14 protein-coding genes are annotated in these 14,952 nt (G+C 60.5%); 10 read left to right on the top strand and 4 right to left on the bottom strand.

Features of this window, described 5'->3' with window-relative positions; translation table 11 throughout:
* Positions 1-4 precede the first annotated feature (4 nt).
* The 7 genes from gatC (at position 5) to CKW29_RS11315 (ending at position 7,026) form a co-directional block, all read left to right on the top strand.
* A complete protein-coding gene (gatC, locus tag CKW29_RS11345; protein WP_019691880.1) occupies positions 5-292 on the top strand; it encodes an Asp-tRNA(Asn)/Glu-tRNA(Gln) amidotransferase subunit GatC in 288 nt (95 codons plus the stop codon).
* A gap of 16 nt (positions 293-308) precedes the next feature.
* On the top strand, positions 309-1,760 hold the full coding sequence (gatA, locus tag CKW29_RS11340; RefSeq protein WP_095145011.1) for an Asp-tRNA(Asn)/Glu-tRNA(Gln) amidotransferase subunit GatA: 1,452 nt from the start codon (positions 309-311) through the stop codon (positions 1,758-1,760).
* 10 nt (positions 1,761-1,770) lie between these two features.
* A complete protein-coding gene (gene gatB / locus CKW29_RS11335) occupies positions 1,771-3,216 on the top strand; it encodes an Asp-tRNA(Asn)/Glu-tRNA(Gln) amidotransferase subunit GatB (RefSeq protein ID WP_095145012.1) in 1,446 nt (481 codons plus the stop codon).
* Positions 3,217-3,406: 190 nt separating this feature from the next.
* Complete coding sequence (locus CKW29_RS11330) at positions 3,407-3,778, top strand: septal ring lytic transglycosylase RlpA family protein (RefSeq protein ID WP_095077899.1); 372 nt, start codon at positions 3,407-3,409, stop codon at positions 3,776-3,778.
* Positions 3,779-3,826: 48 nt separating this feature from the next.
* Positions 3,827-4,894: a calcium/sodium antiporter gene (locus tag CKW29_RS11325; RefSeq protein ID WP_095148533.1), complete on the top strand. Its 1,068-nt coding sequence runs from the start codon at positions 3,827-3,829 to the stop codon at positions 4,892-4,894.
* Complete coding sequence (locus tag CKW29_RS11320; protein WP_095148494.1) at positions 4,891-5,283, top strand: carboxymuconolactone decarboxylase family protein; 393 nt, start codon at positions 4,891-4,893, stop codon at positions 5,281-5,283. Before CKW29_RS11325 ends, CKW29_RS11320 begins: the two co-directional genes overlap by 4 nt.
* Before the next feature lie 255 nt (positions 5,284-5,538).
* The gene (locus CKW29_RS11315) at positions 5,539-7,026 is read left to right on the top strand and encodes a PhoPQ-activated pathogenicity-related family protein (protein ID WP_095148493.1); all 1,488 of its coding nucleotides are present in this window, start codon (positions 5,539-5,541) and stop codon (positions 7,024-7,026) included.
* Here the strand turns inward: CKW29_RS11315 and CKW29_RS11310 are convergent.
* Positions 7,023-7,964, bottom strand: a complete 942-nt coding sequence (locus tag CKW29_RS11310; protein ID WP_095145015.1) for an AEC family transporter — start codon at positions 7,962-7,964, stop codon at positions 7,023-7,025. The genes CKW29_RS11315 and CKW29_RS11310 overlap by 4 nt on opposite strands.
* Positions 7,965-8,181: 217 nt before the next feature.
* On the opposite strand from CKW29_RS11310, the gene CKW29_RS11305 reads away from it, so the two are divergent.
* Together CKW29_RS11305 and CKW29_RS11300 are read left to right on the top strand one after the other, a co-directional pair.
* Positions 8,182-9,813, top strand: coding sequence for a phospholipase (locus CKW29_RS11305; RefSeq protein ID WP_095148492.1), 1,632 nt, complete (start codon positions 8,182-8,184; stop codon positions 9,811-9,813).
* A 14-nt stretch (positions 9,814-9,827) separates the two neighbouring features.
* A complete protein-coding gene (locus tag CKW29_RS11300) occupies positions 9,828-10,019 on the top strand; it encodes a hypothetical protein (RefSeq protein WP_095145017.1) in 192 nt (63 codons plus the stop codon).
* A 180-nt stretch (positions 10,020-10,199) separates the two neighbouring features.
* On the opposite strand, the gene CKW29_RS11295 is transcribed toward CKW29_RS11300, so the two are convergent.
* The 3 genes from CKW29_RS11295 to CKW29_RS11285 all read right to left on the bottom strand — a co-directional run bounded on the left by CKW29_RS11295 (position 10,200) and on the right by CKW29_RS11285 (position 13,839).
* On the bottom strand, positions 10,200-11,927 hold the full coding sequence (locus CKW29_RS11295) for an ABC transporter ATP-binding protein/permease (RefSeq protein ID WP_095148491.1): 1,728 nt from the start codon (positions 11,925-11,927) through the stop codon (positions 10,200-10,202).
* 96 nt (positions 11,928-12,023) lie between these two features.
* Positions 12,024-12,584: a response regulator transcription factor gene (locus CKW29_RS11290; protein WP_095077905.1), complete on the bottom strand. Its 561-nt coding sequence runs from the start codon at positions 12,582-12,584 to the stop codon at positions 12,024-12,026.
* Positions 12,577-13,839, bottom strand: a complete 1,263-nt coding sequence (locus CKW29_RS11285; RefSeq protein ID WP_095145019.1) for an ATP-binding protein — start codon at positions 13,837-13,839, stop codon at positions 12,577-12,579. The genes CKW29_RS11290 and CKW29_RS11285 overlap by 8 nt, the downstream gene beginning before the upstream one ends.
* A gap of 251 nt (positions 13,840-14,090) precedes the next feature.
* Between CKW29_RS11285 and CKW29_RS11280 the strand changes: the two genes are divergently transcribed.
* Positions 14,091-14,807, top strand: a complete 717-nt coding sequence (locus CKW29_RS11280) for an SIMPL domain-containing protein (protein WP_095145020.1) — start codon at positions 14,091-14,093, stop codon at positions 14,805-14,807.
* The last annotated feature ends 145 nt before the right edge of the window (positions 14,808-14,952 follow it).

The raw sequence follows: 14,952 nt of genomic DNA, 5'->3' as shown, positions 1-14,952 counted from the left end.
TCCCATGGCGCTTGAACGCTCCGACGTGGAAAAAATCGCTCATCTGGCCTCTCTGGGCCTCAATGATGCCGATCTTCCACACATCACTTCGGCCCTGAACAGCATTCTCGGTCTGGTCGACGAAATGCAGGCGGTCAATACCGACGGCATCGAACCCCTGGCCCACCCACTGGAAGCCAGCCAGCGCCTGCGCGCAGACGTTGTGACCGAGTCCAATCACCGCGAGGCCTATCAGTCCATCGCACCAGCGGTCGAAAACGGCCTGTATCTGGTTCCGAAAGTCATCGACTAAAGGGAAAGAGCCTGCAATGCATCAATTGACTCTGGCCGAGATCGCCCGCGGACTCGCCGACAAGAAGTTTTCCTCCGAAGAGCTGACCAAGGTTCTGCTGGCGCGTATCGCCCAGCTCGACCCACAGCTCAACAGTTTCATCAGCCTCACCGAAGACCTGGCGCTTCAGCAGGCAAAAGCCGCTGACGCACGCCGTGCCAAGGGTGAGAGCGGCGCCCTGCTCGGCGCGCCGATCGCCCACAAGGACCTGTTCTGCACCCAGGGCATTCGCACCAGCTGCGGCTCGAAGATGCTCGACAACTTCAAGGCACCGTATGACGCCACCGTGGTCGCCAAGCTGGCCGAGGCCGGCGCCGTGACCCTGGGCAAGACCAACATGGACGAATTCGCCATGGGGTCGGCCAACGAGTCGAGCTACTACGGCGCCGTGAAGAACCCGTGGAACCTGGAACACGTACCCGGAGGTTCGTCCGGTGGTTCGGCCGCGGCCGTGGCCGCGCGCCTGTTGCCCGCCGCCACCGCCACCGACACCGGCGGCTCCATTCGCCAACCGGCCGCGTTCACCAACCTCACCGGCTTGAAGCCGACGTACGGTCGTGTTTCGCGCTGGGGCATGATCGCCTACGCCTCCAGCCTCGACCAGGGTGGCCCGCTGGCACGCACCGCCGAAGACTGCGCCATCTTGTTGCAAGGCATGGCCGGTTTCGACCCGAAGGACTCCACCAGCATCGACGAGCCCGTGCCGGACTACAGCGCCAGCCTCAATGGCTCGCTGCAAGGCCTGCGCATCGGCGTGCCGAAGGAATACTTCAGCGCCGGCCTGGACCCGCGTATCGCCGAGCTGATCCATAACAGCGTCAAGGAGCTGGAAAAGCTCGGTGCCGTGGTCAAGGAAATCAGCCTGCCGAACATGCAGCACGCGATCCCTGCGTACTACGTGATCGCGCCCGCCGAAGCCTCTTCCAACCTGTCGCGGTTCGACGGCGTGCGCTTTGGCTATCGCTGTGAAGACCCCAAAGACCTGACCGACCTGTACAAGCGTTCGCGCGGTGAAGGTTTCGGTCCGGAAGTGCAGCGCCGGATCATGGTCGGCGCCTATGCCCTGTCGGCCGGTTACTACGACGCCTACTACCTCAAGGCGCAAAAGATCCGCCGCCTGGTCAAGAACGACTTCATGGCCGCCTTCAATGAGGTCGACATCATCCTCGGCCCAACCACGCCGAACCCGGCCTGGAAGCTTGGCGCCAAGAACAGCGACCCGGTCGCGGCCTACCTGGAAGACGTCTACACCATCACCGCCAACCTCGCGGGCCTGCCAGGCCTGTCGATGCCAGCCGGTTTTGTCGATGGCTTGCCGGTCGGCGTGCAACTGCTCGCCCCGTATTTCCAGGAAGGCCGCCTGTTGAACGTCGCCCACCAGTATCAGCTCAACACTGACTGGCACACCCGCACCCCGACAGGCTTCTGAGGAGAAACACATGCAATGGGAAGTCGTGATCGGGCTGGAGATTCATACCCAGCTCGCCACCCAATCGAAGATTTTCTCCGGTAGCGCCACCACGTTCGGTTCCGAACCGAACACCCAGGCCAGCCTGATCGACCTGGGCATGCCCGGCGTCCTGCCAGTGCTGAACCAGGAAGCGGTGCGCATGGCGGTGATGTTCGGCCTGGCGATTGACGCCGAAATCGGCCAGCACAACGTGTTCGCCCGCAAGAACTACTTCTACCCCGACCTGCCCAAGGGCTACCAGATCAGCCAGATGGAATTGCCGATCGTCGGCAAGGGCCACCTGGATATCCCCCTGGAGGACGGCACGGTCAAGCGCGTGGGCATCACCCGTGCGCACCTGGAAGAAGACGCCGGCAAGAGCCTGCACGAAGAATTCAGCGGCGCCACCGGCATCGACCTGAACCGTGCCGGCACCCCGCTGCTGGAAATCGTCTCCGAGCCGGACATGCGCAGCGCCAAGGAAGCCGTGGCCTACGTCAAGTCGATCCACGCCCTGGTACGCTACCTGGGGATCTGCGACGGCAACATGGCCGAAGGCTCCCTGCGTTGCGACTGCAACGTCTCGGTCCGCCCCAAGGGCCAGGTTGAGTACGGTACGCGCTGCGAGATCAAGAACGTCAACTCGTTCCGTTTCATCGAGAAGGCGATCAACACCGAAGTGCGTCGCCAGATCGAACTGATCGAGGACGGCGGCAAGGTGATCCAGCAGACACGCCTGTACGATCCGAACAAAGACGAAACCCGCGCCATGCGCAGCAAAGAGGAAGCCAACGACTACCGTTACTTCCCGGACCCGGACCTGTTGCCGGTGGTCATCGAGGATTCGTTCCTCAATGACATCCGCGGCACCCTGCCGGAATTGCCACCGCAAAAACGCGAGCGCTTCCAGGAGCAGTTCGGCCTGTCGGTCTACGATGCCAGCGTCTTGGCGTCGAGCCGTGAACAAGCCGACTACTTCGAAAAAGTCGTGAGCATTGCCGGCGACGCCAAGCTGGCGGCCAACTGGGTCATGGTCGAACTGGGCAGCCTGCTGAACAAGCAAGGCCTGGAAATCGACGAAGCCCCAGTCTCGGCCGAGCAGTTGGGCGGCATGCTGCTGCGCATCAAGGACAACACCATCTCCGGCAAAATCGCCAAGACGGTGTTCGAGGCCATGGCCAGCGGCGAAGGCAGCGCTGACGAGATCATCGACAAGCGCGGTCTCAAGCAAGTCACCGACACCGGTGCGATCTCGGCCGTTCTCGATGAAATGCTGGCAGCCAACGCCGAACAGGTTGAACAGTACCGCGCGGCCGATGAAGCCAAGCGCGGCAAGATGTTCGGCTTCTTTGTCGGCCAGGCGATGAAGGCCTCCAAGGGCAAAGCCAACCCGCAGCAAGTGAACGAATTGCTCAAAAGCAAGCTCGAAGGCTAACGGAGTGGAGCCAGCGTTGAAAACTGGCCCCATTCCCCGTGGCGAGGGCGCATGCTCGCGCTGGTCTGCAAAGCAGGCCCAGATCGGCCAATGCATTCTTTCAGAAGGAATGCATCAGCCGATTTTGCGACCACTACGCGGTCGAGCGGGAGCAAGCTCCCTCGCCACATTCGTTTTTGGGAGCCTTTGAATGAAACGCCTGCTTGGCGCTTGCGCCCTCTTCTCTCTACTGGCCGGTTGCGCCAGTTACGACGTCGATCCCCGCGGTTATGACAAAACCGGAGTCGCCTCCTATTACGGCGCCAAACATCATGGCAAACGCACCGCCAGCGGCGAACCGTTTGACCAGTACGCAATGACCGCCGCCCACCGGCAGCTGCCGTTCGGCACCCGGGTCAAGGTCACCAACCTGAAAAACGACAAGACCGTCGTGGTCCGCATCAATGATCGCGGTCCGCACACCCGTGGTCGCTTGATTGACTTGTCACGCGCGGCGGCCGACAAGTTGGGTATGCTGCGCAGCGGCACTGCGCGTGTTCGCGTGCAAGCCTTGAACGACTGACCTGGAGTTGTCACCATTTTTGCACTAACCGACTTGCCACTGCTCAGCGTGCTGCAACTGCTCGGTGGGCTGGTATTGCTGATCGCCGGCGCCGAGTTGCTGGTGCGCGCCGCCGTACGCCTGGTCGCACACCTGAAGGTCCGTCCGCTGATCTTCGGCCTGACCATCGTCGCCTTCGGCAGCAGCGCGCCGCAGATGACCGTGAGCCTGCAAGCGACCCTCGCCAACAATGCCGACATCGCCGTTGGCAGCGTGATTGGCAGCAGCATCTTCAACATCCTCGTCACCCTGGGCCTGTCGGCACTGATCATTCCGCTGCGGGTGTCCCGGCAACTGGTGCGCCTGGACATCCCGCTGATGATCGGGGCCAGCCTGCTGGTGTTCGCCCTGGCCTGGGATGAAACGCTGACGCCGCTGGACGGCGCCGTGCTACTGGCCGCACTGGTGCTGTATCTCGCGTTGCTGCTACGCCAGTCGCGGCACAGCGCTCGCCCCCATGGCGCCACGGTACACAGCCATCACCCACGCACCCCCTGGGTCAGCAGTGCGCTGCTCATGCTGGCGGGCCTGACGTTGCTGATATTCGCCGGCCATCTGTTACTCGATGCGGTGGTTGAGGTCGCCAGCGAACTGGGCCTGTCGGAGCGAATCATCGGCCTGACCATCGTGGCCGTCAGCACTTCGCTGCCGCAACTGGCCACCTCGCTGCTCGCCGCCGTGCGTGGCCAGCGCGACATCGCCGTGGGCAACGTGATCGGCAGCAACCTGTTCAACCTGCTGGGTGTCCTCGGGTTCACCGCGCTCGTGGCGCCCTCTGCGCTCTCGGTGTCGCCCAACGCCCTGGCCTTTGACCTGCCAGTGCTGCTCGGCGTAACCGCCCTGTGCCTGCCGGTGTTCTATTCCGGCTACCGGATTACCCGCGCCGAAGGCTTACTGTTCCTGGCCTTGTACCTGGCCTACGGGCTGCACGTGGTGTCGTTTACCACGGGCATGCCACTGGCCGGCAAGCTTGAACAGCTGATGCTGGTGTTCGTCCTGCCGGCGCTGCTGGCCTTCTTGCTGTTCACATCACTGCGCGCCTGGCGCCACCAACACAATAAAAAGGAATCGCCATGACCGACACGCCCTCCACTCGCAAACCGACCGGCATCGAAGTGCGTCGCCAGGTCATGGGCGACGCCTTCGTCGACCGCTCCATGGGCAATGCCACCGAACTGACCCGGCCGTTCCAGGAGTTCGTCAATGAACACGCCTGGGGCGCCGTCTGGAACCGCGGCGGCCTTGAGCTGAAGACCCGCAGCCTGATCACCCTCGCCGCCCTCACATCACTCAAGTGCCCGCTGGAACTCAAAGGCCATGTGCGCGGTGCGCTGAACAACGGTTGCACAGTGGATGAGATCCGCGAAACCCTGATGCACTGCGCGGTGTACGCCGGTGTACCCGCTGCAATGGAAGCGTTTCGCGCGGCGCAGGAAGTGATCGACAGCTATCAGCAAGCGCAATAGTGGCATACAGCGGAAAAGTCCCGACTCAATTTAGCCTGCCACGGGGAGCCACTGGTGGCCTCCCCGCCAGCGCTTGCTGACAGGCGACTGCCCCGACTCGTACACATATTTCGATAATAAATGGCACCCCGCCCCCTCCTCACACCCCCATTCTTTTAAGACAGACTGCGCGGCCACACACTCACAAGAGGTGATGGTCGCTGAAGGGTACTGCCCTCGTTAATCGCACCATCGCTGCCTGACAAGGAGGTTTTCATGGTGCGACCCAAGGGTGCTGTCAGCCTGTCAAAACTGGTGCTCTTTGGTCTGTTCATCAATGGCACGGCACACGCCTCGGCCCAGGCCTGTTTCGAAGCCAACGGTCAGGATTTCAGCGAGGTTCTGGCCTGCTACAAAAAAGCCGAAGCCGCCAAGCCATTGGTCTACACCGCCAAAGGAACACAAACCTTTCCCGGTGTGGAAAAACGCAGCTTTGACCTGGTTTCCGGGCAATGGTCGCCAGAAGGCCTGGTCAGCCCTGAACATTGGCGGCACGACGTCGATATTTACATCCCGGACAATGCCCTGCAGGGTCGCGCCTTGCTGGTGGCCAACAATGGCACTCTTATCGCCCGAGAGGGCAAGGAACCAAGTGGCCCCACTGATTTCACGCAAGCCATGGCTCTCGAAGTGGCCCACCAGACCCGCACCATCGTGATCTCTGTCAGCAACATCCCCAATCAGCACTTGACCTATGCCGACGACGGCATTGCACGCCACGAAGATGCAAGCGTCGCCCACAGCTGGAAGCTATTTCTCGACGATCCACACAAGCGTCCGTTCATGTCACTGCGCCTGCCGATGGTGGTGTCGCTGGTCAAGGCCATGGATCTGGCACAGCAGGAGTTACAGCCCTGGCAAATCAACCAGTTCATCGCCAGCGGAGCCTCAAAACGCGGCTGGACTGCCTGGCTGGCAACCATCGCCGATGAACGGATCAATGGGGTCGTGCCCTTCGTCATCGACATCCTAGGCATGGACAAGGTGCTCGAACACACCTATCAAAGCTATGGCAAGAATTGGCCCTTGGCGTTTTATGACTATCATCACGAAGGCATTACCCGACAAATCAAGACGGAAAACTTTGCCCGACTCCAGAAAATCGAGGACCCACTGAGCTACCTGAATACGCCATACGCTGCACGCCTGTCGATTCCCAAATATATCGTCAACGCCAGCAGCGACGACTTCTTCCTACCGGACAATACGAATTACTTTTACGACTCGCTGCCCGGCCCGAAAGCCTTACGAGTCACACCCAACGCCAGCCACTACGGCGTGAAGGCATTCGTCGAAAACTCGCTGATTTCAGTCATCAACCGCTGGCAGCAAGACCGCGCCCTGCCCGTCATTTCAACACGCTCGCATCTGGAGGGGGCCCGGAAAACACTGGAGCTGGATTTTTCAGAAGTCCCGGTCCGGGTCACGCAGTGGACCGCAGTCAACCCGCAGGCTCGAGACTTTCGTCACCCCTGTGGCGTTCGTTATGAATCCAGCGACATCACCCCCTCGGGCCCGCTCAATGCGCAGGTGCTGATCGATACGCCGGATAAAGGGTGGAAGGCAACCTTTGTCGAGGCCGTCTTTGCCGACGGCTTCGTTACCACGACACCGGTGCAAGTGACACCCAGAGACTATCCGAACGCTGCGCCCCCGATCATCGAACCGACCTGCAAAACCCTGAGCGATGAAGAGCAGCGCTAGATCCACCCGCTCCATTGCAACAAAAAGATCCCGATGTTGGTGGTGACCGCCGCCATCACTGTGGTGATGACGATGATCGCTGCCGCCAGCTCATGATTGCCATTGGCCGCCCGGGCCATGACAAAACTGGCCGCGGCGGTCGGGCTGCCGAAGTACAGGAACAGAATCCCCAGTTCCGCCCCACGAAAGCCCCAGAGCCAGGCACCGAGGGTTGCCAGGATCGGCAGGCCGATCATCTTTACCAGGCTCGAACTCAAGGCCATGCCGCCGCTCTTGCGCAATGCCGCCAGCGATAACGTACCGCCGATACAGATCAACGCCAACGGCAAGGTCATCTGCGCCAGGTAGCCGCCGGACGTCTCCAGCCAGCCAGGCAAACCAATCTGGAAATAAGCAAAAGGCGCCGCCGCGACCACGCTGATGATCAACGGGTTGCGGAGCACGCTCTTGCAGATACTCCACGGATCGGACTTGATCACCGGGCTGTACACCGCCAGCACGATGGTCGACAGCGTGTTGTAGAGCAGAATCACCAGGCCCGCGAGAATCGCCCCGAGGGAAATTCCGTAGTCGCCGTACATGCTCGCCGCCAACGCCAGGCCAATCACGCCGTTATTGCCACGAAACGCGCCCTGGGTGTAGACCCCCCGGTCTTCGCGCGGACAACGAACAATCGCCCAGACCCAGGCAATGGCGAAACACACCAGGGTCGCGATGGAAAAATAGATCAGCAGTGACGGCTTCAGCGCGGCATGCAGGTCGGCGTGGAAAATCCCGAGAAACAACAAGGCCGGCATGGTGACGTTGAACACCAGGGACGATGCGCTGTGGATAAAGTTATCGTCGATCCAGTTGATGCGCTTGAGCAGCACGCCCAGAAACAGCATGGCAAAGACTGGCGCCGTGATGTTCAGGGTTTCGAGAAAGATTGCCAGCATGCCGGGAGAGCCTTGAGGGACGTCGTTAGGGGGCTAATGATAAGCCAGTCATCGCCCAACCTGAAAAGTAACGGTCACGGCACTTCCTCCGCTTGCGGATAATCAGACCAAGAAAATTACTTCCTTGACGTAGGAAACTTCCCTGCTACGCTCGACAACTACTGTATATCCATACAGCAAACAAAGAAACAACCTACGGCATATCAAGGAGCAAGAAATGTCAGGTCTACACAGTCAATCCCAAGAAAACCTTAAACATGATGGTCGAATCATTGCCGACCTGGATCAGCTGTTCTCCGAACGCGGGATTGCCATCGCCGCCAACGGTGATCACCTCACGCTGGTCAGCGACAGGTCCCACAACCGCAAACACCCTACGCCCGGCATGCTGCCCCCCGCACCTGAAAACCCACGCCAGGCCCAGCCTGCGCTGAGGTTCGAGGGCGGCGAACACACCGCCATTGGGGACTCCGCGTTGCTGCGCTTCACCAAGGACGCACCCGCCGTTCCCGCCTGGCAAGTGCAATTGCACCTGCCCAATGGCCTGGCACTGACCTATGGGCAGATCGTTTCATTGGGGGGGGATTTCTACGGGATTCCCGACCAGCCCATCTGCGACGGCGCAACTCCGGCCGATCGCCTTCAGCGCTTTATCAATGCCTTCAACTCGCTGGCCGCACTGCCAGCGTCCAAGGCAGAAGCCATGTTGATTCTCGGCGTCATGCAAAAGGAAGTCAGTGCAGCCAACCAAGCGATCAGAGACGGCAAACAACCTCACGAAGTCTACGATGCCCTTGGTGATACGCTGTCTGAAGAGTGGAACAAAATCACGGGCGGCGGCAGCTTCGTCTCGGCGTTGTTTCCTCTAGGCCGCTACCTGAAACTGGCCGCGAACAACACCGACCACTTTGGCGAGTGGGCACTGCTGGCGTACATCGCCGGACACACTGCCGCCCTCCAACAGGCGGTTATCGCACGCACCAGCGGCGACGAAAAACAGCTGGAACTGGCCTACGCAATGAACGCGTTTGCCGATCACTACCTGACCGACCTGTTTTCCGCGGGGCATTTGCGCATCCCGCGCAAGCAGTTGGCAGCCGTGGTCACCCCCAGCGATCTGGGGTCGTTGGTTACCCGATTCATGCATGATGAAGACAGCAAATACGGTCTCAACGTGAGCAATGCCAACGGCGATCAGTGGCATATCTACGGTGACAAACGCTATTTCGACTCAGTCGACAGTGCGAACCGCAAACAGGTCAAACTCGCGGTCCAGCGCTCGGTCGACGAAGTCTTCGACACCTTCCAAAGCGGCGTTGTCCCCACCCCTTCCAGCTACTTGGCTTTGAAACACGTACCAGACCTGAACGCGGTGAAAAAACCGGAGGGCAATTTTTCCGGACTCTTTGTGCTCGACGGCAACCAGGTGCTGCGCCGCAGCGACGTCAACAATCTCAACGACACGCAGCGGATCGACAACTGGTGGGGCTGGAGCACTTACCTGCTGCTCAAGGACTACACACCCAACAAGCCGGCTGGTTATCTCGAGCCCCCCACTGCCGCCCCGACGCTTCAGGCCGATGGATGGCAGAGCCAGACACCCAGCGAACCCAACTGGTTGCCGGGCAATGCCGTGCGTTACGCCTTCAGCTACACCAGCGGCTTGAACGAATCCTACATCGGGCCCTGGTCGACTTACACCGAACTGAGCGAATGGTTCCAGCCAACACTGAACGTGCCGGGCAACGGCAGCACTCGCAACATCTTCCGCCAGTTCCGTGGCGGATCACCGGAGCTGATCGACTCGATCAACGCCCAGGCCACCACCTTCATTGACCGTAACGCGTGATAAGGAAATCACTGATGACTATCAAACTGACACTCGAACTGGCCTCAGGGCAATCCCTCAAAAGTGCACCGCTGGAACTGTTGGCCGACGGTGTACCGATTGCTCGAGCAATTGTGGATAACCAGGGGCAAGCAGTATTCGACGCCAACCCCAAAGCCGCGCAACTGTCGGTCAGGGTAGATCGCTCGATCCTCAAAACCTGTTAAGCCCCCACCACTCCCGCGCACCGCGTGGGAGTGTTCAAACAACTCTCGTAGTTACCCCCTGGCGGTTGTCGACGACCGCCGGGAGGGGCGATCATTGAACCTTCACCCGCGCTGCGCCTGCGCCTTCTTGTGGGCGCAGCGCAGCCGTTCGCGGCTGTTTCAAGTGCAGGGAAATGACGTTCAGGCAGTCACGGTCTGCTCCATCAGATGACCGTTGTCGATCCGCACATGTCGTGGGTGGAAGCGTTTCAGGCTGCTGCGATGGCCGACGCTGACAATGCTCAACCCCGGCAGTTGATCGATCAACGCCTGATAGAGCGACGCCTCGTCTTCCTCATCCATCGCCGAGGTGGCTTCGTCCATGTACAGCCATTGCGGTGCATACAGCAGCGCCCGCGCAAACGCCAAGCGTTGCTGCTCGCCCGGTGACAACAGGCGCTGCCAGTGATTGGCTTCGTCGAGACGGCTGACCAGATGGGGCAATCGGCAGGTTTCCAGCACCTGCACATAGCGGTCATGGGAATAGATGTCGCCAGATTGTGGATAACTCAGGGCGTCACGCAGCGTGCCAATCGGCAGATAAGGCTTTTGTGGCAGGAACAGATAACGCGCGGCTGGCAGGCGGATCGCGCCATGGCCCGCCGGCCAGAGGCCACCCATTGCCCGCAACAAGGTACTTTTGCCACTGCCGGAGCGACCACTGAGCATCAATCGGTCACCCTGCTCCACCGTCATATCGGCGCTGGTCAGCAGATGACGACCATCCGCCAGGTCCAGGCCCACATGCTGCACCTTCAGGTCATCGCCCTGCTGCTGTACATCGATGGCTGGCAGGCGGTCTTCGTTGTCGCTCATGGCCTGGCGGAAACTCAGCAGTCGGTCGCAGGTGGCACGCCACGAGGCCAGGTCCGAATACGCGCTGATGAACCAGCTGAAGTTCTCCTGGACGTTGCCGAATGCCGAGTTGATTTGCATCAGCTCGCCCAGTTCGATCTTGCCGGCGAAGTAGCGCGGTGCGGCAACGATGAATGGAAAGATAATCGCGATCTGGCCATAACCGGCTGTGAAGAAAGTCAGGCGCTTGGACACCTTCATGATCTCCCAGAAGTTGTGCCAGACCATGCTGAAGCGGGAACTCAGGCGCTGATTCTCACTCTGTTCGCCGTTGTACAAGGCAATACTTTCGGCATTCTCGCGGACCCTGACCATGGAGAAACGCAAGTCTGCTTCAAAGCGCTGTTGCTGGTTGTTCAGGCCGATCAGGCGCCGACCGATCAGGTGCGTGATCCAGCTGCCGACCAGTGCGTAAACCAGCGCACACCAGAACATGTAACCGGGGATGGTGTAACCGAACACCTCGATACTGCCGGACACGCCCCACAAAATGATCGAGAACGACACCAGGCTGACCACGGTGCGAATCAGCCCCAGGCCCAGACTCAAGGTGTTGTTGGTGAAGTTGTTGAGGTCTTCGGAAATCCGCTGGTCCGGGTTATCGGTGTATCCGCCCTGCTCCAGCTGGTAGTAGTTCTTGTGCCCGAGCCAGCGGGCAAAGTGTTTCTCGGTGAGCCACGCCCGCCAGCGGATGGTCAGCATCTGGGTCAGGTACAACCGATACACCGCTCCCAGAATCGCTATGGCGGCAATCCCGCAGAAATACAGGATCAGGCTCCAGAATGCCGCGTCATCTTTCTTTTGCAGGGCGTTGTAGAAGTCCTTGTACCAACTGTTGATCCACACCGAAATCGCTACGCTGAACAGCGACAAGCCGATCACCGCAATCAGCAGCAACCAGGCCTTGCCCTTCTCTTCACTGCGCCAATAGGGCGTGATCATCTGCCAGACACGGCGGAAAAACTGCCCGCGCACCGCATCGTTGACCGCGGAATATTCAGCGTTCTGAGTCATGGTTAAGGCTCGATAAAGAAAGAAACAGACACGAACCGATCATAAATGATCGGTCCGGATTGTTGCGAGGGTCGGCGATGATCGTTCAGCGCTGGGTCAGCGACGAACAGGCCGCTTCTGCAACTTGCGCTGCAGGGTGCGCCGGTGCATGCCCAGGGCACGGGCAGTGGCGGAGATGTTGCCTTCGTGCTCGGTGAGTACGCGCTGGATATGCTCCCACTGCAGGCGGTCGACCGACATCGGGTTTTCCGGCACCAGGCTGTCCAGATCGGCGTGCTCGGACAGCAAGGCCGCCAGCACATCGTCGGCGTCGGCCGGTTTGCACAGGTAGTTGCAGGCGCCACGCTTGATCGCTTCGACCGCGGTGGCGATGCTCGAATAACCGGTCAGGATCACGACGCGCATTTCCGGATCGAGTTCGAGCAGCTTGGGCAACAGCACCAGCCCCGAATCGCCGTCCATTTTCAGGTCCAGGGCCGCGTAGTCCGGCAGGTCCTGCTGAGCGATGACCAGGCCCTCTTCGGCGGAGCCTGCGGTGCTGACGCGAAAGCCGCGTCGGCTCATGGCGCGGGCCATGACGCGGGTGAAGGTAGCGTCATCGTCTACCAGCAATAGATGCGGCAGGTCTTCGCCTTCGACTTGGATCTCGTCACTCATGTTCGTCTCCTCGTGCGGCACGGGGCAGGCGCAGCTCGGTGAGCGTGCCGCCTTCCTCATGACTATAGAGTTTCACTGAGCCGCCAGCGCGTGTCACGCTGGCCTTGCTCAAAAACAGGCCCAGGCCGAAACCTTTGCCCTTGGTGGTAAAAAATGGCTTGCCGATCTGTTCGGCAATCGCCAGCGGCACGCCGGCACCGTGGTCGCGAATACTGATGGTCAGCTCCTCGGCATCCCAGTCCAGTGTCACTTCCAGCCCTTCCGGGCAGGCATCGGCGGCGTTGTTGAGTAAATTGAGCAAGGCCTGGGTCAGGTCCGGCGGCGGCGCCAGGCGCGGCTCCGGACCCGTCCCCAAACGTTGCAGACGATAGGTCGCTTCAGGGCGCATCAGGTGCCAGCGGTCGAGGGCTTCGTTGAGCCAGGCGCTGACGTCCTGCATTTCCACCGCCAGACGACGATTGGCCTCGGCGGCGCGCACCAGTTGCTGCAAGGTCTGCTTGCACAGCTTCACCTGGTCCTGCAGCACGCTCAAGTCTTCGCGCAGCATCGGATCAGGGTGGTCTTGCTGCATCTCGTTGAGCAGCACGCTCATGGTCGCCAGAGGCGTGCCCAGTTCATGGGCAGCGCCCGCCGCCTGGGTCGCCACGGCCAGCAGTTGCTGATCGCGCAGGCCCTCTTCGCGACGGATCGCGCGCAGTTCTTCCTGGCGGCGCAACTCTTCAGCCATGCGCGCGGCAAAGAAGGTGATCACCGCCGCGGCCAGGGCGAAGCTCAGCCACATGCCGTAGATCTGCATTTTTTCCCGGTACATCGGGAAGGTTTCCAGCGGATAAAACTGCGCCAGCAGCATGGTGTACAGCGCCAGCGCAATACCCGACAGGATCACCGAGTAGCGCCACGGCAGCGTGACAGCGGCGATGGTCAGTGGCACCAGATAATAGGAAACGAACGGGTTGGTCGAGCCGCCCGAGAAATACAGCAGTGCACTGTGGATAAACAGGTCACAAGCCAACTGCACCGCGTATTCAAGCTCGGTCACCGGCCATGACGTGCGCAACCGGACGGCGGTGAACACACACAGCAGCATCGAGCAGCCAAGGGTCATCGCCAGCTCGACCCAGGGCAGTGGCAACAGATCGAACCAGTAGGCAAGCCCCACCGAACCGGCCTGGGCGGCCAGCACCAGGGTGCGGATGAATGTCAGTCGCCACAGGTTCTGGCGAGTGGCGGAAAGCAGTTGTACGGGGGCGAGCATGAGCTCTCCTGATGAGCGCTCCAGGCGGATCGCGCCAAGTATAACCAGGCGGGGGCCCTGACAGGCAAAAGTGCGGCAAAGCGTCACATAGAAGCGGTTGCAAGTTTCAAGCGGCAAGCTACAAGTAAAAGCTTGAAGCGCGCCGTTTAAAACTTGCAGCTTACAGCTTGAAACTTGCAGCTGCTCCATTGAGTCTGATGGTTTCACGCAGGTTCGCATTTTTATCCCTGCGCACCACCCAAGGAGCTTTCATGACTACATTGCGCCGCAGTGCCGCCCTTCTCGCCCTCAGTGCCGGCACCCTCGCCAGCCTCCCGGCCCTGGCCGCGGACGAGCTGCATTACAACCAGATTTCCCTGCGCGCCGAAGTCAGCCAGGAAGTGGCTCGCGACCTGATGATCGTGACCCTTTACACCGAAGCGCAGAACACCGACCCGGCCAAACTCGCCGCCGAGGTCAGCACCACCATGAACAAGGCACTGGGCCAGGCCAAACAGGTCAAGGACATTTCCCTGCGTCAAGGCAGCCGCAACAGCTACCCGATCTACGACGCCAAGGGCCAGAAGATCACCGGCTGGCGTGAACGCGCCGAACTGCGCCTGGAAAGCTCGGACTTTGCGGCGCTGTCCAAACTCACCGGCGAACTGCTGACCGACCTGAAAATGGGCGGTATGGATTTCGCCATCGCCACGCCGACCCGCAAGGCCAGCGAAGACGCACTGCTCAAGGAAGCCGTGAACGCCTTCAAGGCCCGCGCTCAACTGACCACCGAGGCGCTGGGTGGCAAGGGCTACAAGATCGTCAACCTGAACCTCCATACCAGTGGCTATCCACAGCCTTACCTGCGTGCGCCGATGATGATGAAAGCTGCCGCCATGGATGCCGCTCCGGTCACCCCGGACGTCGAGGCCGGTACCAGCCAGGTCGGCATGACCGCCGATGGCTCGATCGAAGTGCTGATGCCGTAACCCGCCCCATGATCCTTCCCGCGCCCGGGAAGGATCCCCCCATCAGCCTGTAAGGCTGGCGCGGTAAAAAACCGCTTCACACCCTTCGATACACTTCCCCGCTACCGAGCCGAAACCCGTCTAGGCTGAGGTCTGGATAAGTAAC

Source organism: Pseudomonas sp. Irchel s3a18, assembly GCF_900187535.1.
Taxonomy (GTDB): Bacteria; Pseudomonadota; Gammaproteobacteria; order Pseudomonadales; family Pseudomonadaceae; genus Aquipseudomonas.
Note: the sequence above shows the minus strand (reverse complement) of the source record. Positions and strands in the feature narration are given on the sequence as shown.